Here is an 18,659-nt window from a genome sequence, read left to right as displayed (position 1 = left end):
TCTTTAAATAGGGAACCTACAAGAATCGCTCGCCCGCGTGTTCGCGAAACCGCTCATGATCACGGACATATTCGGCTACCATCTCGAGAGATGCGTGGCGGCTGTGCTCCTTCATCTTGAAAAGGTTGGCGTTCTGCCGTCCGGCTTCAGTGAGAAAGCCCGCTCGCAGGCTGTGTCCGGAGAATGAATCGGGCGGGTAGCCGGCCGCGAGCGCTGCCGCCTTGACGACGAGTGCCACGCCCTGCGGGCTCATCGCTTTGTCTGTGAGGCGGCCTTGCGGGGTGAGCTTTCGGAAGACCGGTCCGGCGGCAATCCCAGCCTTGTCGAGCCAAGCGAGGTAATGGCGAAGCGGTTCAAGCCGCCGACCGTCGGGTATTGCGACCGAATGGCCATGGCCTTCTTGGTCAGTCTTTGATGAAGGAATCCGCACCAGCAGACCTCGACTGTCCTGCGTTACCCGGCTCACGGTGATCGCCACCAATTCAGAGCGGCGGAAGGCGCCGGCCATCCCGACGGCGAGCAGAGCCCTGTCCCGATAAGCGCGAAGGTCGTTCCCGACGACGCTCCGCAACATGTCCCGAAGCACATCACCATCAGCAGCTCGCTTCTTCCCCGGCACCTCGCCCTTTTTGTCTTTACGGATGCCCCGCATTGCCTTCTCCAGCCGTGCAGCGTCTGGTTGGCTGGTCGGAGGCTCCATGTCAGCTGCGCGATGCGCGAAGACGATCGCGGCCAACCGGCGCCCGATCGTAGCCCGGCCGAGCGGCGCGGGATGCTTGCGTGGCAGGAGCTTGCCGCGCTTCGTTCGTCTCGGTTCGGCAGGCACGTAACCACGCTCGGCGAGGAGAGTCAGAAATGCAGCGACGCTCGCCGGCGACGCCGGGAGCGGTCGATAGCCATTTTCCGCGCACCAGGTGCAGAACAGCCGCCAATCTGATTTATACGCGCGCAAGGTAGCGTCGGCAGAGGCCCGCGCGACATAGGCATCGACGCGTTCGCGATCGTCGGGCGCGAGTTGCGGCAAGAACGGCTCGAGCGACGTGACCTGATCGAGCACGACCACGGCGCCGGCCATGATCGCGTCGAGGTTGTCCGCGTTTGCGCCGGCGTCAGATGGGGTGTCAGTCACCACCAAAGCTTATCTGGGCCCGCTGCGATCGGCCAGCATGTTTTTAGCAGGAATCGGGCTTATCGCTAATTACGCGTTGGCTGCTGCTGGGAGTTTTTTTTGTTGAAATGCCGCTTCCTGGGAAAGAGGATGTGGCCGGACGGGGTGGGTGCTGGTGAGGGTCCGCCGGTTTCTCATCCAATCTGAAGTTGAGTTTCTGGCGCTCATTCGGCCGCTTTGATGGCCGCGGCGGCAGCATATTCGACCGGCGTCATCCAGCCGAGCGATGTGTGAGGGCGGCTCTCGTTATAGTCCCGCCGGACCTCGATCTTGGCTCTGGCGTCCGTCATGGAAAGGAACCAATGTGCGTTCAGGCATTCGTTGCGAAGGCGACCGTTAAACGACTCCACGAAGGCATTGTTGGTGGGCTTGCCCGGCAGGCTGAAGTCCAGCGTCACGCCGTTCTCCTACGCCCAAAGGTCAAATGCCTTCGAGATGAACTCCGGCCCATTGTCCACGCGAATGGTCTTGGCCGCGCCGCGGACCGACGAGATCCGTGCCATCGCCTCGACCACCTGCTCGCCCTTGATGCCCTGGTCGACGTCGATCGCCAGCGCCTCGCGCGTGAAGGCGTCCACCACCGTCAGTGCGCGCAGCCGACGTCCGTCGAACAGCGCGTCCGAGACGAAGTCCATCGACCACATCTCGTTCGCCGCCAGTGCCGCAGGTTGGCGTTCGTGGTTGGCAGCGCTGACGTTGCGCCTCGGCTTCTTGAGCCGAAGGCTGACCTGCCCGGCGGTCATGAAGAAGCTCAAGGGCCGCCCGTCCGCATCACTGACGGCGTGAAGCTTGGTGTTCATGCCGCCTTTAGTGCGACCGATTAGCCGTCCGAGGCTCCTTTTCAACTCGCAGGCTCGATGCCGTGCAATGTGCCTTTAGCTAGTCGCGCCGATCATGACCGTTTTCGGTACGGCTTCCGCTGCCGCAAGCCCCTCCATCATGGGCAGGAAAACACCCTTTCGCCCCACCGCTTCCAGCGCTTGTAGAGCGTCTTGTGCGGGCCATAGTCGTTCGGCGCATCACACTAGCGCAGCCCGTTGCGATTGACGAAGACGATGCCGCTCAGCACCCGCCGGTCGTCCACCCGCAGCTTGCCGTGGCTCTTGGGGAAATACGGCTGCAGACGCGGCATCTGCTCATCCGTCAGCCAGTACAGGTCGCTCATCCACGCTCTCTTCACGGAGCCTGAATCAGATCGCGCCTCCACATTGATAGGTCTGACCTTAGTCAAGTAGCGTGGCGAGCGTACCCATAGAAATATGGGCAAACTGGCTTCAGGATCTGCGCCCGCGTTGTGGGTGGCAGACGAACATCGATCCGCCTAGCCGTGAGTATCCTGTGCGCCCTTGCCAACTGGCCGAGCCGATAGGCTGAACTCTCGTAGATAGAGTTCCGCGAGCAACAGGTTCGGAACCCAGCTTAAAAAGGAGATCACCCGATAGCTTTCGAAGAAAGGGAGTCCGATCAATGTCGCAATTGGGACATAGACGCGCAAAGTCACTGCCGAGAGCGTCAGCGCCCATGAGCGGATCATCCACGCTCGATGATCATCGAACCGACGTAACAATGCGTATCGCAAACCTTGCGCAGTGACGCTAATCCAGGCCACGCCGAGAAGTCCGAAGCCGGCCGTTGCGATCGGCCCAGAAGAAGACCCAAACGCAAGTACAATGCCCGAAATGCCACCGAAGAGGCAGCTCAGAACGTACAGCCGACCAATGCCGCGGTGCGTTTCGAGCCACCGTGAACGAATGACACCGCTAAATTGGATCGAGCCGATTAGTAGCGCAGTGGATGCACTCGCGACATGCACGAGCAACCATGGCCGACGGAGCACGTTCGTTGCGATCGAAGGCGGCACCGGCCCTACTCCAGCGAGATATCGGAAGGATATGGCAGCGACCGCCGTCGCAAGGACGGTCAACGTAATCTTCAAGGGTTTGGCAAGTAATCTGGTTCGGAACTCAGCGGTCATTGCCTGCCTCTCTCTGTTGATCACTAGAATTCTATCCTTCGCGGCTCTTCATAGCCATGCTCTCAAGTGCGTAACTTCGTTGCCATCGTCCGAGATGACCTGCTGGTGAGCTGACGTCTTCAATGGCGTAAACGAGCACGCTGGCGATCGCTCGTCCTCACTGATCAACTATATAGGCCAACCACCGCACCCAATCACGCGCAGGGTAGTTACGCGCCTACGGTAGCAACCAGACTGTTCCAGGTCGCATGGCGGGGAACGCTCGCGCTTGATCCCGCGCAGATCAAGCGCGCTAGCAAGGTCCGCTACGGTTGCTCGTACCCTTCGTCGGTAAGCTCAAAAGTCCCCGAACGGCAGCCCAGGCCATTTTCCCGCGCCGAGAAGTTTTAATGCCAGAACGCTTCCTCCGGGTTCATGTGCTGCTCCTTCATGAACCAACGCAGAACGTAGGCGCCGATTGAAAGCATCGCTACGTCGATCTCACCGGAAGCAATAGCCGCCCGCGGAAAATGGAGGCCGTTGCCGAAGCCTGTGTCTCCGGCGAGATAGACAGTCTGATCGCCGAGGCGAAGCATAAACGCGTTCCAAAAGAGCTCGATTTCGGTCTGAAATCCCGCGAGTTGACCAGTGTCGTGCGGGTTCGATTCGAACGCTGGCTTTGACGTCCCCCCTATTTTTCCCTCCAGTTTGAGCGAGAGTTTTCCGGCCCTGTAGAGCCTGCGGGCGAGGAGCTGGATGTGAAGAAGTCGAAGTATACGGACGAGCAGATCGCGTTCGCGCTGAAGCAGGCGGAGACTGGTACGCCGGTGGCGGAGGTAATCCGTCGGATGGGGATCTCGGAGCAGACTTTTTACCGTTGGAAGAAGGTCTATGGCGGTCTCGGCGTGGGCGAGTTGCGGCGCCTGAAGTTGCTCGAGGAGGAGGATCGCAAGCTCAAGCAGCTGGTCGCGGACCTCAGCCTCGACAAGCATATCCTGCAAGACGTTCTGTCGAAAAGGTCTGAGGCCTGGGCGGCGGCGCGAGCTTGTCGCGCACGTCCAGGCGTCTCATGGTGTGAGCGAACGGCGCTGTTGCCTGGCGCTCGGCGTCGATCGGTCGTCGGTTCGATACCGTTCGCACCGGCCCGATCAGGCACCGCTGCTGTTGCGCATCCGTGATCTTGCAGCGACGCGGACGCGGTACGGCTACTCCAGGATCTACATCCTGCTGCGCAGGGAAGGATGGTTTGTGAACCACAAACGTGTCTACCGGCTTTACCAGGACGATGGTCTGAGCCTTCGGCTCAAGCGGCCCCGGCGCAACGTCAGCGCTGCCAACCGCCAGCGGCAACCCACGGCCTTGGCGGCGAACGAGATGTGGTCGATGGACTTCGTCTCGGACGCGCTGTTCGACGGACGTCGGCTGCGCGCACTGACGGTGGTGGACGCCTTCACGCGCGAGGCGCTGGCGATCGACGTCGATCAGGGCAACAAAGGCGAGCAGGTGGTCGAGGCGATGACGCGCATCACGCTGTCGCGTGGTGCGCCTAGGACCATCCGGGTGGACAATGGTTCTGAGTTCATCTCGAAGGCGCTCGATCGCTGGGCGTACGAGAACGGCGTTACGCTCGACTTCAGCCGTTTGGGCAAGCCGACGGACAATGCGTTCGTGGAATCGTTCAATGGCCGCCTGCGCGACGAGTGCCTCAACACGCATTGGTTTTTATCGCTGGAAGACGCCCGGGCCAAGATCGACGCCTGGCGGCGGGATTATACGAGAGCCGTCCTCACACATCGCTTGGCTGGCTGACGCCGATCGAATATGCTGCCGCCGCGGCTGCCAAAGCAACCGAGTGAACGCCGGATACTCACCCTCGACCTGGATGAGAAACCGGGGGACCTTCATACCAACCCCGGACTCCAGTTATGACTGGTAGAGCTTTGGGGAGCACGTCAGGCCAAAGAAAGCCTTGAAAGTCTACCACCTATCACAGCATTTTAGCTAGGTTTATGCGAGTTCCTAACAGCCCCTGTTATCGAAACATCAGGTCTGAGGCCCCAAACTCAAAGCGTGCTCTATTTTCTTGAGTAAGACGACAACCTCCTTTAAAAAGTATTCACTATCCGTGGCTTGAATAAGCCTATCCGTCCAAGCTTGCCTTATTTTACCAATGTTTATGTCGGCCAAAGCGGTTGGATATAAAAGGATACCACGACCGTCTTTTATATCAGCATCTCGCCGTACTAACCCCTTACTTTCCAAGCTTCGTAGAGATCTACTGAGGTTGCTTGTCGGTAAACCTGTAGCTGCGGCGGCATCGCTTGCCGATACTCCGGGGTTTTGCTGCACATAACGCATCACCGTAATCTCGATCGGTGTGCACGGACCGGGAACAAGATCGTCGGGCACCCTTAACTGGCGCGCGATCCCATGCACTGCGTCGGCAAGTTCGAAAAGAATCTGTTCGTCGTCCGGCACCACAATCATGAACCCCCTTGAAAGATAGCTATCAAGTGATAGCTATATGCTTCTACAGGCGGGGTTGTTGTCGACAGCCCTGATCCGACTGACAAACCAAAGGAGAATTTTATGGACATTAATGGCTCAGTAATGCTGATCACAGGCGCATCATCGGGGATCGGGGCAGCAACGGCAAGGCTCGCCTCAGCACAGGGAGCGTGTCTCATTCTGGCGGCACGCCGCGAGGATCGCATTCAGGCGCTCGCTGATGAACTAGGAAATGCCCTTGCCTTGCGCTGTGACGTCACGAACGCGGCTGAGGTTGTAGAGACGGTCCGGATCGCCGGCGACCACTTTGGACGTATCGATGTTCTGGTAAACAATGCCGGGCAAGGGCTGCAAGGATCCATTGAGGAAATACAAGTCGACGATTTTCGCGCACTCTTGGAGCTCAACGTTCTTGCGCCGTTTATGACGATGCAGGCAGTTCTGCCATTAATGCGTGCTCAACAACGGGGTAGCATCGTAAATGTGAGTTCGGGCATCATCTTCACGCCCCTCCCGAATACCGGAGCTTACAACAGCTCCAAGGCTGCCTTGGCGACACTGTCGAATGTAGCGCGTGCCGAGTTGATCGATACGGGTATTGTCGTATCTACGATGTTTCCGTTTATCACTGAGACCGAGTTCATCGTTTCGTTGAAGGCAGGATCAGAACAAGCGAAAAAAATGGAGGCTGGTGTAGCGAACTACCGTCACTCGCCTGAGCAGGTAGCGGCCGCAATTATTGAATTAATCCGGTCGGGCAACGAGCGAGCTGACCTCGTGCCGGTGCAGTTTGGGGGAACGTACAAAGGCTAGACTTCTTACCAAATCGATCCATGCGGCAAAATTATGATGGTCCAAGTCTCTCGGATCGACTCCGTAAGGAGGCTCAGGCGCGACGTCTGCTAGGCCCGTAATTAAGAATACTGAATGTCCTGGAATTCCCAGTCCAAGCGCTTTCCTGTCGTTGTACATGCTGCAGGCGAGCCGTTGAATATCGGCAAAAGATCGGAGCTCGGTTGATGATTGTTGTTACTACCCCTACTGGCAATATTGGCCGACATGTCGTCCGCCATCTTACTGAGGCGAGCGAACCTGTCCGCGTTGTCGCGCGCGATCCAGCCAAGTTGCCCCATGATCTGCGGGATAAGGTCAAGGTGGTGACTGGTTCGCATGGCGATGCAGCTACCGTTGATAAGGCGTTTGAAGGAGCGGATGCCGTATTCTGGCTCTGCCCGCCGTCCCCGGCGTCAACCCCTGCTGCCGCGACAGTGGACTTCGCACGGCCGGGCGCAGAAGCGATACGCCGGCACGGCGTCCGTCATGTCGTCGCGGTGACCACTCTTGGCCGGGGCACCTCATGGCAGGAGCATGCAGGCAACGCGACTGGTTCGATCCATATGGTTGATCTGCTTCGATCTACCGGAGTTGCGATCCGCGGCATCGCACTACCGGCCTTCATGGACAACGCTTTGAGAATGGTTGGCCTCCTTTGTGACGGTCGGATGCCCGGTCCGATCGCGCCCCACAAGAAACTACCCCACACTGCCGCCCGGGATAGCGCTGCGGCTGCTGCGGGGCTGCTAATCAATCGTAACTGGTCCGGGCAGGAAGACGTACCTGTCCTCGGGCCCGAAGATCTCTCATACTTTGATTTGGCGGTTATCATTTCTGAGGTGACAGGCCGAGATATTCAATATCAGCATCAGACGTACGAAGCGTATAAAGAAGCTGCCATGGCAAGTGGACTTACCGATGCATTCGCCCAAGGGTTTGTAGATATGCTGCGTGCTAAAGAGGAGGGGATGGACAACGTTGCATCGCGTGCCAAGGCGTTTATTGGCACAACTACTTTCCGACAATGGGTGATTGACGAATTACAGCCGGCTATGGCGAACTATAACGTTGCAAACACCTAGGTGTTTAGTTCCGGTATCTGAGAGATCGGATCGATGATGGGCCTATCCGGCTCTGACGTCGAGATTTTGGCGATCTATTCGTAAGGCGTGAGGCGACTGAGTGTCTTAAGCCGGCGGGCGAAATTTTAGGCTTCCATGAAGTCTTCGAGGTGCACTCGCAGTTGCTCGTGGCTCTCGTAGTGAAGGCGTTTGACGGTCGCTTCCTTAATCGTGCGGTTCATCTGCTCGACCTAACCGTTGGCCCAAGGTTGGTTCGCTTGGTAAAGCCGATGCTCAATGTCATTGGCTTCGCAGATCATGTCAAAGCGTATTTGGCGCAACCAGGCGGTGTTGCGGTTGCGTGGTTGCTCGGCGAACTGGATGCCGTTGGCGGTCAGGATCGTGTGAATGCGGTTCAGCAGGTGTTCCATGAACTCTCACGCTGTCCGTCGATCAGCCTTGCCGACAAGTTGAGTGACCTCGAACTTGCTGGTGCGGTCGATGCCGATGAACAGGTAAAGCCTGCCCTTTGTGGTCTGCATCTCAGCGATGGCCACGTGAAAGAAACCGATAGGGTAGCGCTTGGAGCGCTGTCGCTTCAGCTTGCCCCCTCATTGTCCGGCAGACGGGATATGCCATGACGCTGAAGGCAACTGTCAGCGCTGAGCGTGTCAGATGCGGCATCGACGGCTGCAACGCATAGAGGCAATCGTCGAGCGGCAGGAGTGTGTGACGCCGGAATGCGACGACCGCTGCCTCCTCGGCTTCGGTCAAGGTCGTGGAGCGAGGGGTCTTCGGCCCAATCTTCAGAAAAAGCCTCGACCTTCGCTCGCTTGCGCTACTTCGCCGCCGTCTTCGGGGTGATCCCAAGCTCTCGGCTCAGCGTCGAGAGCGAAGCTTGCGATCGCGGTATTGCTGCTCGGACAGCGTGCGTGGTCGTGGCGCTCCCGTGACGTACCTGTCCCATACTGCTTCCTTCCATTCTTACGAAAGGATCGCACCATCAAACCGTGGGATCAAACAGGTAACGGCCACGGCAGCGATGGCGTCGGGGCCATGGGCGCTGAAGTCGGTGCCCTTGCGAACCCGAAAATCAATATTATGCTGCCGCGGACAACATCGATATGGCGGCGTGACTCACCCAACGCCTCCGGTGGACCCGGCGCGGTTCACAACGACGTCCGCGAACTCCCTCGTTTAGATCGACGACTGGTGCGGTTGGCAGCAGCAGCGTAGCTAAGCTATAGCTGCTGCTTTAGAGTGCGGGTGCGCGAAGTCATTTCATTGCCGGTGTGCTTGGTATCAGCCGGCTCGATCAGAAGCACCCAGCATTCCTCCCGAGCCACGGGGTTATGGCGAACACCTCTAGGTACAGTCAGGAAGTCCCCTTTCTTAAGATCGACCGCGCCATCTTCGAACTCGATCCGTAGAGAACCTTTTACGATGTAAAACAATTCGTCCTGGCCATCATGGGCGTGCCAAATCAACTCGCCTTTCAGCTTCGCAGCCTTGAGAAGCTGGTTATTGACTTGGCCGATCACCTTCGGAGACCAATGTTCGGTGACGCGATCGAACACAGCGGTGAGGTTTGTAGGCGGCAGCACATTCATCTCCAACCAGCAACATAGTAGGACAGCATGGGAATAGCGGTGGCGGGGGCTCATGGCGATGCAAATAGTATGAAAGCCAGTTTAGCGGCTGACGTGCCGCCCGTTTTCAGGCCGCTGATACCTTAGTTTCGATGTCCATATGCCCCTGGCGTGGGCGGTTCGTAAACTCGGCGGGTGCCATCTTGCCAAGGCTGCTGTGCGGGCGCACGGTGTTGTAGTCCGTCCGCCATGCCTCGATGATCCGTCTCGCCGCAGCTAACGAGGAGAACAGGTGCTCGTTCAGGCACTCGTCGCGCAAGCGACCATTGAACGACTCCACAAAGCCGTTCTGCTGCGGCTTGCCCAACGCGATGTAATGCCACTCGACCCCGGTGTCCTGGCATCAGGCGAGGACGGCGTGACTGGTGAGCTCGGTGCCATTGTCGCTGACCACCATGCACGGCAGCCGGCGACGCTCGGCAATGGCGCTTAGCTCGCGAACGACCCGCCGACCCGACAGCGAGGTATCGACAATGCATCCCAGGCACTCCCGACTGTAGTCGTCGATGACGTTGAGCATACGGGACCGCCGGCCGAAGGCCAACGAGTCCGACACGAAGTCGAGCGATCAGCGCTGATTGGGTTGCTGCAGGATCGCCATCGGCGCCCGCGTTCCCAACGCGCGCTTGCGGCCACCACGCTTGCGGACGCTCAGTCGCTCCTCGCGATACAGCCGGTAGACCTTCTTTGAATTCATGCCTTTCCCTTCGCGCTTGAGAAGGATCGCCAGCCGCCGGTAGCCGAACCGCCGGCGGTCGTTGGCGATCTCGCGTATCCGCTTGCGCAAACATCGTCCTGCCCGCGTAGTGGCTAATAGTCCACGCCGACAGATTGACCCCGATCAGCCTGCAGGCGCGACGCTCAAATAAGCCGTGATCGGCCATTAACTTCTCCACCACAGCGTAGCGCTCCACAGACCGGGTCAGTTAGTTTTTTCCCAGCAGATTCTTCAGCTGAAACGTCGAGCATCGACTCCGCCGGCAGCTTCTTCAGCTGTCGGTTCTCATCTTCCAGCGTGCGCAACAGTGCGCCTCCGACACTGTCATCCCGCCGTACTTCGACCTCCAATTGTAGCTTGTAGCATCGCTGATCCCGTGCTTGGGGCACAGATCGGCCGTCTTCACGCCAGCCTCATGCTCGCGCAACGCCGCAATGATCGTATCTTCGGTAAAACGGCCTCGCGGCATCACTCGTCTCCATCTGACGAGCTAACTTACCAATGGCATTATTTCTGGGGAGCAGGTCATCCCCCATCGTCACCTCTTGTCCTCAGAATTAGGATCGAAGTTATCCATAACTCTAGGTCAATTCAGATTGGCGTCTGGTGACGCGATCCGAGCCTAACACCAAGTTAGGAAGGCGGTAGCTCACGTCTCCAAGCAATGAAACGACTTTTCGGATGTCCAGTCAATTCCGACTAGTAGCGATAACTAAGCGTAGCTCCAAAGGTACGAGGTTGACCTGTATATTTAATTACCACGTTGGGACCCGACTGGAAGGTGTTCGTCCAGTAATATTTGTCGGTGATATTTCGCACAAAGGCGACCAGACGCCAGCGGTCGTCGGGCGTCTCGATACCGACGCGGGCATCAAGAAGCGTATAGGAGGGAATGGCAAACAACGGGTTGGTACCAAGACCGGCGTGGGTCGCCCCTTGGTGATTAATACTGCCACCAACAAATGCCCGCATTTCGCTGGACAGGGCAAATTCATACTGGCCATCGCCGGTCGCCTGCCATTTTGGCGTCAGCGGGAGTGCCTCGCCTGAAAAATTTCCGAACTGCGAAAGCGCGTCATAGTTCAAAAAGTCACCTCGGATCTTGGAATCCACGTAGGTGGCGCCGGCGCTGATCGTCAGTCCCTTAGCCGGGCGCAAAGTCGCCTGGATCTCTCCACCAGTTATGGACGATTTGGGAACATTCACCAAAACGTTCAGGGAGCCGAAAATCTCATCGATCCGGCGACCGCGAAGTTGCTTGTTGCGATAATCGTAGTAGAAGCCAGCGCCATTGAGTTGGAGAGTCCTGTTGAAGGCTGTAAGCTTGAAGCCCGCCTCATAGGCGATAACATCCTCCTGAATCGCCGCGGCAAACTGCAAATAGTTTGTTGCATTTGCCACTGGAAACGCACCACTCTTATAGCCGTGGCTGACGTTCGCGTATAGCAGGGCCCGAGGAGTTACCTGCCAATTGATCGCAGCTCGCCAGGATACGTTGTCTTCATTGAGCTTCTCCCTATCGAGGATCGGCAGAAAATCGGGGCCCAGCGTAACGCAACTACCCGCGGGAAAGACCACTGGCCGCCCGAGCAGCCGACTTGCGGCAGCCGACTGCGTGGCAGCGAGATCGCCAGCGCCACTATCGTAAAGACAACCATTGAACTTGCGGTGGAGGTCTGTGTAGCGGACGCCTCCTTGTAAGGTGAGCGTATCGGTAAACCGATAATCGAGATTGCCGAAGATCGCGGCGGTGTTCACCTTCTGGTTGGCCGTCCCGATCGACTTCTTGAAGGGAAGGCTCGAGACGTCCGCGAGCGCATTGGCCGAGTCTTTGACGTTGTCGTACGAGTAGCTTCCGCCTAGCACATAACGAACACGGTCGATGTCTCCTGACAGCCGAAGCTCCTGCCCAAAATCACGCGAGGAGCCTGGGGTCGCGGCTGCGAAGTTTTGCACGCGGGTGCCATCGGCCGAGGTCACACTGTCGCGATCGAACGTGTCATAGGCCGTAATCGAGGTAAGCTGCATAGCGTCGTTGATATCGTAGTCGACGCGAACAGATGCCTGCAGGAAGTCGGCCTTGCGTCGATAGGGGTCGAGATCGTCCCAGTCAGCAGCGCGGTTGTTTCCTGGCGGCAGCGGCTGGGCTTTGACAACGGCCGGGGCGGACGGGAGCACTGCCACAAGTTGTGCGGCCTGGTTGTCGGAGCGGTCCGTGTAGCCGTTGACGTTTATCCGAACCTTGAGGCGGTCAGATGGCGTCCAGTCAAGCAGCACGCGGCCCATGAAGACGTCGCTTTTACCGCGCTTGGCATCATGCGTGTAGCTGTATTGCCAGTCGCCGCTATGCTCGTTGCTGAAGGAGATGCGGGCTTTCAAGGTATCGGAAATCGGGCCGCTGACGAAGCCCCCGACGTTCAGACGGTTGAAGTTGCCATAAGTCGCGTCGAACCCGGCTTTGAACGTGCTGGTCGGCTTTGCCGCGATGTAGTTGACCGCGCCTCCGGTCGAGTTTGCGCCAAAGAGCGTGCCCTGGGGACCTTTGAGTACCTCGACACGCTCGAGATCGAGTGTTGCGCCGATAGACATGATCGAGAACGGCAACAGGACTTCATCGACATACACACTGACGGCGGGCGGTGCGCCTAGGCTGGTATCATAGTAGCCGACGCCGCGTAGCGAGTAGACCGGGGCGCCATAGTTACTCTGGGTAAAGTTGAAGCCGGGGACGATTTTCACCAGATCGATGGCGCTCGTGATCCCCCTGAGCTTCAGGTCGTCTCCCGATGCGGCTGTGATTGACATCCCGACCCGGTTTGCCGTCTCCTGGCGCTTCTGTGCCGTGACAATGATATCCTGTACACCACCCTGATCTGCGGACTGCGCTGACGTTGTCGCCGCCGGGGCGTTCGCGGCAGGCGCTTCGGAAGCGCCCGGCGCCGTTACCACGGCCGGGGGTGAAGCAGTCTGGGCGCCCGCAACCGAAGCGCTCAGCAGCGGACACGACGAGACACTCATCAGCAGATATTTCGCCCTCTTAGTCATCATCATCCTCCCTCGTTATTTTTGCTTGATTGAGTGCAAACGCCCCCCCGCTCACAGACGACTGGGCGTCGGTGATGTCTGGACGATCGGCTTTTGTCGGCTTGCGCGACGATTAGGGTGGCACGCGCTTCATAGACGAGCCCCTTAGTTCGAGATGCTCATGCCGCGTGTTTCCGGAGACAGCGCGACACACAGCATCGAGATCAGGCAGAAGCCGATTAGGAAGGCGCAAACACCAACGACGGTGGTGCCCCCACTGGCGGCATAGATCGAGGTTACGATCAGCGGGGTGAGGCCGGCACCCAAGGTCGAGCCGAGTTGATAGCCGATCGACGCGCCGGTATATCGGGTCTGCGTGCTGAACTGCTCGCTGAGGAATGCGCCCAGGGATCCGTAGATCGGCCCGGCCGCGAACGACCCGAGCAGCCAGAAAGCCAGCACCGTAAGATAAGGATTGCCGGTTGTGACCAGCATGAAATTGGGGCCGACGAGCAGCAGCGAGAGCAAGAAGCCAACGAGCAGCACGGGGCGGCGACCGTACTTATCACTCAGGTGCGCGCAGACCGGAAACCAGGCCAAATTGACCAGATTAGCGATTGCCAGCGCAAACAGCGCAACGGTCGTATCGAAGCCAATCTTCTCGATGTAGGTCTGGGTGAACGTCGATCCGACAATGAAGACAGCAAGCGGCCCTGCCGAAATCACCACGGAGAGGATGACGGGCTTCCACTCCAAGCGTAATAATTGTCCGAGCGGGAAGCGGTTGTCGTTGCCTTCCCGTTCCAGTGCTTCAAGGAATACCGGGGATTCGCTGACCTGGTTCCGGATGTAGAGACCAAGTCCGAGCAGCACCGCACTCGAAAGGAACGGCAGCCGCCATCCCCAATCCAGGAATTGGTCGTTGGGCAAAAGCCTGACCAGGCCGAATGCGATCGAGCCCAGCACGGTACCTGTCGGCGCGCCGATCGCGATGAGTGAAGCGAAGAAGCCGCGACGAGACTGGTCGCCATGCTCGACCGCCATCATCAGAGCGCCGCCATACTCGCCCCCTACTGCCAGACCTTGGACAACCCGAAGGAAGACCAGCAAGGCCGGCGCGAGCCAGCCGATGGTCGCCGGCGTTGGAAGCAACCCGACCAGCACAGAGGCGATGCCCATCATCCAAATCGTGATGATCAGCATCCGCTTGCGCCCGAGCCGATCTCCGAAGTGTCCGAAGATAATACCGCCGAGCGGCCGCGCGATGAAGCCGGCGGCAAACGTCGCATAGGCCGCGACCGTGCTCATCAGTGGAGAAAGGTCGCCGAAAAAGACAGGCCCAAAAACAAGCGCGGCTGCGGCACTATAAAGGAAGAAGTCGTAGAACTCGATTGAACACCCGAGATAACCAGAGACGATCACGCGCCGAAACTCGCGTCGATCCGCGACAGCGTCAGACCTGTCGGGCAGGATCGGCTTATCAGACGCAACCATGCTCATGACTCTCCCTCACTGCTCGTGCCAAGTGCTGGCATCTTTGTTGGCGGAAGGAGACCCGGTCTTGCCGCAAGGCGGCATGGCAGCCGTCAGGAAGGCATAGAGATCACTTCCGCTACTATGAAAGGTAGAACACGATTCCAGCTTGATAAACGGCAGGTTGGATAAATCTCTTTTCCAGTGGCCGGAAAAATCGCTTTGATGAACGAGCTAAATCCATGGAGTCGGGCGTGGCGTCATTCCGGGAGGATGATGACCGGGTTGACGAGGCACGCGTATTCACGCCTGATTGAAAAATGGCCTGTCGGGTCGTCGCGTATGGCGACCTTGAATCCTCTCGAAGCGAAGGCTGTCACCGCCGCGTTCACCGTGTCGAACCAAAATTCGGAAGCGCCGTCGAAGTCCTCGCTCGCTTCGAGAGGCTCACCTGAAAGGTAGCGACTTTCGCCCGCGATCAGAGGATTTTGGCGATAGCCGCGAATTTCTTGCGTAAAGTCGACCTGTTCAAGGAGGCGGTCCTTGTGAGCGCCCTGCCAGTGCTCGATGAACGACTCTAGCGTAGTGCCTGGGTATCGACGATGGAAGACGATGACTTTCACCGCTGCGCTGCCGGGCAGAACGATGTGTTCGAGCGTCTTGAGAACAATGACGCGCTCGCGATCGAGGAAGCTCAATTCGTCGGGAACGACCTTATCGTGGAAAACTGGTAGCTGCGGAAAGGCGGGGCCGCCCTCGGTCCCTGGACGGACGAACACCTGCGTCACGCCATCATAGGGAAACGTCCAATCGCCGATCAGGCCTGATCCGATCAGGTGGTTCTGGACGTAACCGCTACGCAGCCGCGACCATTCCGGTATTGATCTCAGCAACGCTGCATGAACGTTCAGCCAATGATCGGTGAATTGCGCCTGCGTGAGGGAGGCCAGGCGTTTGAGAAGGTAGAGCGGCTTCTGTTTGGGCTGCGCCATTTCGGTGCCTCTGGAAGGGCTCGGCAGCAACGCTTCTGGGCGGCGGCCGGAAAGAAGGGCGATCATGACAACAGGCCCGCCCCATCGCGAGCGAGCCTGCCGGGTAGTGGGTTCAGTTCGTGCTGGTCATCCGCTTCACCGCACCGATCCAGTGATGGAAGGCCGTCATCTGATCGTTGGCAAACTTCTTGGTGACCTCGTCCCTACAGCTGCCATCCTCGGCAAATTTGCCAACCGCCCCGCCGATGAAGACCTCCGGTTTGGCAAGCACCTGCGCATTCATGAACAGCAAGACCTTGCGGAGATCATATTGCACGCGGGCACCGCCGACCGGGCCGGGCGAGGCCGAGAGAATGGCTACCGGCTTATAGTTGAACGGCTGATCGTCGCCGCGGCTTACCCAATCGAGGGCATTCTTGAGCATGCCGGGAATGGAGTAGTTATATTCCGGTGTGGCGATGACGACGGCATCGGCCTTCCTGATCCGCTCGCGCAGCGCCACGACTGACGCTGGAAGCCCTTGAGCGAGTAGGTCGCCGTCGAACATCGGAATTTCACGCATGTCGATGAGATCAAGCGACATTTGCTCCGGCATCGACTGGCCGATCAGCTGAAGCGCTAGGCGATTAATGGAACCGGCACGCAGACTACCGCAGATTCCGACTATATCGAGTTGGGTCATGATAATTGTGTTTCCTTGAGGTTGGGTGGCGGTGATCCGCCGGCTGATGCGCACTTGATCGCGCGCTATGAGTCGCCGAGCAGAGACCGGAGGCCGACGTCTGCGGCGAGGCGTGCGCCCGAGGCGCGCAGCGGATCCAGCCATGCCGCCGGGTCGAGCGCTCGGCCCATCTCATCGACGAGCGCACCGCGTCGCTTGCGCCAGATACCCGCGACCATAACAGAGGCGATGTTTGCCAGGCTGGTCTGCATCAGCGCGCTGTTGATGAGATCATGTACAGGCTGCATATTAGGAAGGCGCGCGTCGATCAGAACGATATCCGCGTCCTTGCCGGGCGTCACCGAACCAATCCGATCGAGTTGCCCGATCATGCGGGCGCCCTCGATCGTCACCCACCGAAGCGCCTCGGCCGTCGCGATCGTCGATGTCGACGGAATAGGTGCCTGATCGACGGCAGCGGCTGAACGGAACGCGGCGTTATCGAGCGAGCGCTGGTGGACGAGCGCGGTGCGGGCTGCGGTGAACATCTCACCGGACAGGCCGGACTCCAAATCCACGCCGATCGATGGCGCGACACCGCGATCCCGCAGCCGGCCGATGATCGGGTGGCCATGGCCCTGTGTCATCTCGTTTTCCGGTGTGACCGAGAAACTCATTCCATGATCGACGAACCGGTCAAGCCGGTCGTCCCCAAGGTCGTTGCCATGGACGATATTGATGTGGGGCCCGAGAAGGCCCTGCTTCTCGAGTTTGTCCCAGCCTCCCGGCTCGCGCGGCGCCCCCCCCCCTTGGTGCATCGACGCAGTAAGGTTGAGCTCGCGCGCTAGAGCGAAGTCGGCTAGGGAAACCTCGAGTGTCGAGTAATGCGGCCCGAGGATCGCCATGCCGAGGCTCAGCAGCGACCCCGGGCCAAAGCGGGCCTGGGATAGCAGTCGTTCGACCTCTTGGCGGGGATGTGCGACCTCCCAGAATGGCCGTTCACCGGGTTTAGGGTCTGGCTTCGGGCTTCCGTGGAAGAAGGCGGCGCGGATACCGCTACGCTCAAGACCATCGATCGCTGCATCGGTATGAGCAGGGGTCGGATTATTGTGACACCAATCGACGAGGGTCGTTGTGCCCACGTTCAGCTGGTTCATAGCACCCGCATAGGTGCCAATTTCAAGATCAGCGGGCGTAAATCTGGTCGCCAGGCCGGCATGAACCCAGCGGAAATATTCCGCGAGCGTCCAGTTGCTGGCGACGCCGCGTAGCGCTGTCTGCCAGGTATGCATGTGCGCGTTGATAAAGCCGGGCACAATGATGGAACCCGTTGCATCGATGCTTTCGTCGACGTCATCAGCGCTGATCGGAAGATCGACGCCGACGTCGCGGATCTTCGTGCCCTCGATGAGGATCGAGGCGCGATTGAGCACGCCGATCTTGTCATCCATCGAAATCAGGCCCGCGCCGGTGATCAGGGTTCGCTTGTCGCGCATCATGTCGCTCGCGTGGCTGATGCCCGCTTCCGCCGTACCGGCAGTTCCCCTTGTACAGCGAGCGGGTTCAGGACAAATCGGAAATCCATGGTGTAGAACGCTGTCTCGCTGTGCCCGCCATCAGGGGTTTCCCCGGCGGGATGCTCGATCCATTTGGTGATGAGCGAAGAGCGCACCCCAAAAACGGCGTCCGAATCTAGATACTTGTCACCCTCGCGGAAAACGTGGGTGATCAGGCGCTCATACCCTGGTGCGGTTATCATGAAGTGCAGGTGCGCCGGCCGCCAAGGATGCCGACCGAGCGCTTCCAGCATCCGCCCAACCGGCCCGTCGTGGGGGATTGGGTAAGCTTCGGCGCGGACCGTCCGAAAATGAAATTGACCGCGTTCGTCCGCGTTAAGGGTGCCGCGCGCGTGATGCTCATGGGTTCCGTCAGGAAGCGCGTCGTACTGGACATCATACATCCCCGTAGCGTCCGCCTGCCAGACCTGTAGCTCGGCACGCGGAACCGGCTCGTCGTCAAGGCCGACGATGCAGCCCTTGACGAAACACGGCTCCCCTAGGACGCCTTCCGAAACGTCCTCTCCCAGTTCGAAATGCGGAGAGCCTTCGACATGGAAAGGACCGAACACAGTCGCCTCTGTGCATTCACGGGGCTTCTTGTTGTTCAAGGCAGTTACCAGCATAGAGAGGCCGAGCGTGTCGGACAGCAGGATAAACTCCTGCCGCACGTCGGTTGTGATGTGGCCCACGTTCGTAAGGAACTGAATCCCTTCAAACCACTCCGCTTCGGTGAGCTGAACGTCCCGCGCGAAGGCGTGAAGATGCTGCACCAGGCTGGTCATCACCTGCTTGAGTCGGACACTTTGCGCTCTCGCGTGCATCGCGAGAACAGCGCGGGTGATATTGTCTTCGTCGAGGTTGCGCATGGGTTCGCCCAATTTCACCAATGGCGCGAGGTAGCGGTGAGCACGAACGAACACCAAGCCAGCCACGCGGAAATCATATTTCCGCCCGCTGGAACAACGGCTGCAGTGCATAACCGGACGTTCGATATTGTCTGACCTCGCATGCCGGTCCGCGATCGTTCCGGCTGGTGGAAGGTTGTTTTGCTCGGGGGT

The 18,659-nt window shown here is 58.9% G+C and carries 14 protein-coding genes and 4 pseudogenes; 3 read left to right on the top strand and 15 right to left on the bottom strand.

The annotated features are described in order from the left end of the window. Nucleotides 1-16: 16 nt before the first annotated feature. The 5 genes and pseudogenes from FSB78_RS18615 to FSB78_RS18600 all read right to left on the bottom strand — a co-directional run bounded on the left by FSB78_RS18615 (nucleotide 17) and on the right by FSB78_RS18600 (nucleotide 3,718). Nucleotides 17-1,132 carry a tyrosine-type recombinase/integrase gene (locus FSB78_RS18615; RefSeq protein ID WP_242008459.1) on the bottom strand — a complete coding sequence of 372 codons (1,116 nt, stop codon included), beginning with the start codon at nucleotides 1,130-1,132 and terminating at the stop codon, nucleotides 17-19. A gap of 200 nt (nucleotides 1,133-1,332) precedes the next feature. After that, nucleotides 1,333-1,566 (bottom strand): integrase core domain-containing protein, encoded by a 234-nt coding sequence (locus tag FSB78_RS19800; protein ID WP_422396736.1) that lies wholly within the window; start codon nucleotides 1,564-1,566, stop codon nucleotides 1,333-1,335. A 9-nt stretch (nucleotides 1,567-1,575) separates the two neighbouring features. Continuing rightward, nucleotides 1,576-2,333, bottom strand: a pseudogene (locus FSB78_RS19795) (IS5 family transposase). 156 nt (nucleotides 2,334-2,489) lie between these two features. Next, nucleotides 2,490-3,143: a DUF2306 domain-containing protein gene (locus FSB78_RS18605; RefSeq protein WP_147084381.1), complete on the bottom strand. Its 654-nt coding sequence runs from the start codon at nucleotides 3,141-3,143 to the stop codon at nucleotides 2,490-2,492. A 386-nt stretch (nucleotides 3,144-3,529) separates the two neighbouring features. After that, complete coding sequence (locus FSB78_RS18600; protein ID WP_147084380.1) at nucleotides 3,530-3,718, bottom strand: MBL fold metallo-hydrolase; 189 nt, start codon at nucleotides 3,716-3,718, stop codon at nucleotides 3,530-3,532. Nucleotides 3,719-3,880: 162 nt separating this feature from the next. Between FSB78_RS18600 and FSB78_RS18595 the strand changes: the two are divergent. Then, nucleotides 3,881-4,978 (top strand): annotated as a pseudogene (locus tag FSB78_RS18595) (IS3 family transposase). Between the two features lie 187 nt (nucleotides 4,979-5,165). Here the strand turns inward: FSB78_RS18595 and FSB78_RS18590 are convergent. Then, nucleotides 5,166-5,609, bottom strand: coding sequence for a MarR family winged helix-turn-helix transcriptional regulator (locus tag FSB78_RS18590; protein WP_147084379.1), 444 nt, complete (start codon nucleotides 5,607-5,609; stop codon nucleotides 5,166-5,168). Between the two features lie 102 nt (nucleotides 5,610-5,711). Between FSB78_RS18590 and FSB78_RS18585 the strand changes: the two genes are divergently transcribed. Together FSB78_RS18585 and FSB78_RS18580 are read left to right on the top strand one after the other, a co-directional pair. Continuing rightward, nucleotides 5,712-6,443 carry an SDR family oxidoreductase gene (locus FSB78_RS18585; protein ID WP_147084378.1) on the top strand — a complete coding sequence of 244 codons (732 nt, stop codon included), beginning with the start codon at nucleotides 5,712-5,714 and terminating at the stop codon, nucleotides 6,441-6,443. 206 nt (nucleotides 6,444-6,649) lie between these two features. Then, nucleotides 6,650-7,546 carry an NAD(P)H-binding protein gene (locus tag FSB78_RS18580; RefSeq protein ID WP_147084377.1) on the top strand — a complete coding sequence of 299 codons (897 nt, stop codon included), beginning with the start codon at nucleotides 6,650-6,652 and terminating at the stop codon, nucleotides 7,544-7,546. Here FSB78_RS18580 and FSB78_RS18575 read toward each other — a convergent pair. The 9 genes and pseudogenes from FSB78_RS18575 to FSB78_RS18535 all read right to left on the bottom strand — a co-directional run bounded on the left by FSB78_RS18575 (nucleotide 7,543) and on the right by FSB78_RS18535 (nucleotide 18,533). Beyond that, nucleotides 7,543-8,492 (bottom strand): annotated as a pseudogene (locus FSB78_RS18575) (integrase core domain-containing protein). The gene FSB78_RS18580 and the pseudogene FSB78_RS18575 sit on opposite strands and share 4 nt — an antisense overlap. Nucleotides 8,493-8,766: 274 nt before the next feature. Further along, entirely contained in the window at nucleotides 8,767-9,129 is a 363-nt protein-coding gene (locus tag FSB78_RS18570; RefSeq protein WP_199743318.1) for a cupin domain-containing protein, read from the bottom strand. Between the two features lie 112 nt (nucleotides 9,130-9,241). Further along, a pseudogene (locus tag FSB78_RS18565) lies at nucleotides 9,242-10,361 on the bottom strand (IS3 family transposase). 230 nt (nucleotides 10,362-10,591) lie between these two features. Continuing rightward, on the bottom strand, nucleotides 10,592-12,937 hold the full coding sequence (locus FSB78_RS18560; protein WP_158638046.1) for a TonB-dependent receptor: 2,346 nt from the start codon (nucleotides 12,935-12,937) through the stop codon (nucleotides 10,592-10,594). 144 nt (nucleotides 12,938-13,081) lie between these two features. Then, a complete protein-coding gene (locus tag FSB78_RS18555) occupies nucleotides 13,082-14,416 on the bottom strand; it encodes an MFS transporter (RefSeq protein ID WP_199743317.1) in 1,335 nt (444 codons plus the stop codon). Nucleotides 14,417-14,649: 233 nt separating this feature from the next. Continuing rightward, the gene (locus FSB78_RS18550) at nucleotides 14,650-15,447 is read right to left on the bottom strand and encodes an EthD domain-containing protein (protein WP_147084374.1); all 798 of its coding nucleotides are present in this window, start codon (nucleotides 15,445-15,447) and stop codon (nucleotides 14,650-14,652) included. Nucleotides 15,448-15,493: 46 nt separating this feature from the next. Continuing rightward, nucleotides 15,494-16,063 (bottom strand): NADPH-dependent FMN reductase, encoded by a 570-nt coding sequence (locus FSB78_RS18545; protein ID WP_147084373.1) that lies wholly within the window; start codon nucleotides 16,061-16,063, stop codon nucleotides 15,494-15,496. A gap of 65 nt (nucleotides 16,064-16,128) precedes the next feature. Then, on the bottom strand, nucleotides 16,129-17,541 hold the full coding sequence (locus FSB78_RS18540; protein ID WP_199743316.1) for an amidohydrolase family protein: 1,413 nt from the start codon (nucleotides 17,539-17,541) through the stop codon (nucleotides 16,129-16,131). Beyond that, nucleotides 17,538-18,533, bottom strand: a complete 996-nt coding sequence (locus FSB78_RS18535; protein ID WP_242008458.1) for a dioxygenase family protein — start codon at nucleotides 18,531-18,533, stop codon at nucleotides 17,538-17,540. Before FSB78_RS18535 ends, FSB78_RS18540 begins: the two co-directional genes overlap by 4 nt. Between the last annotated feature and the right edge of the window lie 126 nt (nucleotides 18,534-18,659).

It is taken from the genome of Sphingomonas ginsenosidivorax, from assembly GCF_007995065.1.
Classification (GTDB): Bacteria; Pseudomonadota; Alphaproteobacteria; order Sphingomonadales; family Sphingomonadaceae; genus Sphingomonas; species Sphingomonas ginsenosidivorax.
Note: the sequence above shows the minus strand (reverse complement) of the source record. Positions and strands in the feature narration are given on the sequence as shown.

Excerpts from the sequence above, each read along its gene's own strand:
- FSB78_RS18555 (WP_199743317.1), bottom strand. The coding sequence starts at position 14,416 with ATGAGCATGGTTGCGTCTGATAAGCCGATCCTGCCCGACAGGTCTGAC.
- FSB78_RS18585 (WP_147084378.1), top strand. The coding sequence starts at position 5,712 with ATGGACATTAATGGCTCAGTAATGCTGATCACAGGCGCATCATCGGGG.
- FSB78_RS18545 (WP_147084373.1), bottom strand. The coding sequence starts at position 16,063 with ATGACCCAACTCGATATAGTCGGAATCTGCGGTAGTCTGCGTGCCGGT.
- FSB78_RS18605 (WP_147084381.1), bottom strand. The coding sequence starts at position 3,143 with ATGACCGCTGAGTTCCGAACCAGATTACTTGCCAAACCCTTGAAGATT.
- FSB78_RS18540 (WP_199743316.1), bottom strand. The coding sequence starts at position 17,541 with ATGATGCGCGACAAGCGAACCCTGATCACCGGCGCGGGCCTGATTTCG.
- FSB78_RS18560 (WP_158638046.1), bottom strand. The coding sequence starts at position 12,937 with ATGACTAAGAGGGCGAAATATCTGCTGATGAGTGTCTCGTCGTGTCCG.
- FSB78_RS18600 (WP_147084380.1), bottom strand. The coding sequence starts at position 3,718 with ATGCTTCGCCTCGGCGATCAGACTGTCTATCTCGCCGGAGACACAGGC.
- FSB78_RS18580 (WP_147084377.1), top strand. The coding sequence starts at position 6,650 with ATGATTGTTGTTACTACCCCTACTGGCAATATTGGCCGACATGTCGTC.
- FSB78_RS18590 (WP_147084379.1), bottom strand. The coding sequence starts at position 5,609 with ATGATTGTGGTGCCGGACGACGAACAGATTCTTTTCGAACTTGCCGAC.
- FSB78_RS18550 (WP_147084374.1), bottom strand. The coding sequence starts at position 15,447 with ATGATCGCCCTTCTTTCCGGCCGCCGCCCAGAAGCGTTGCTGCCGAGC.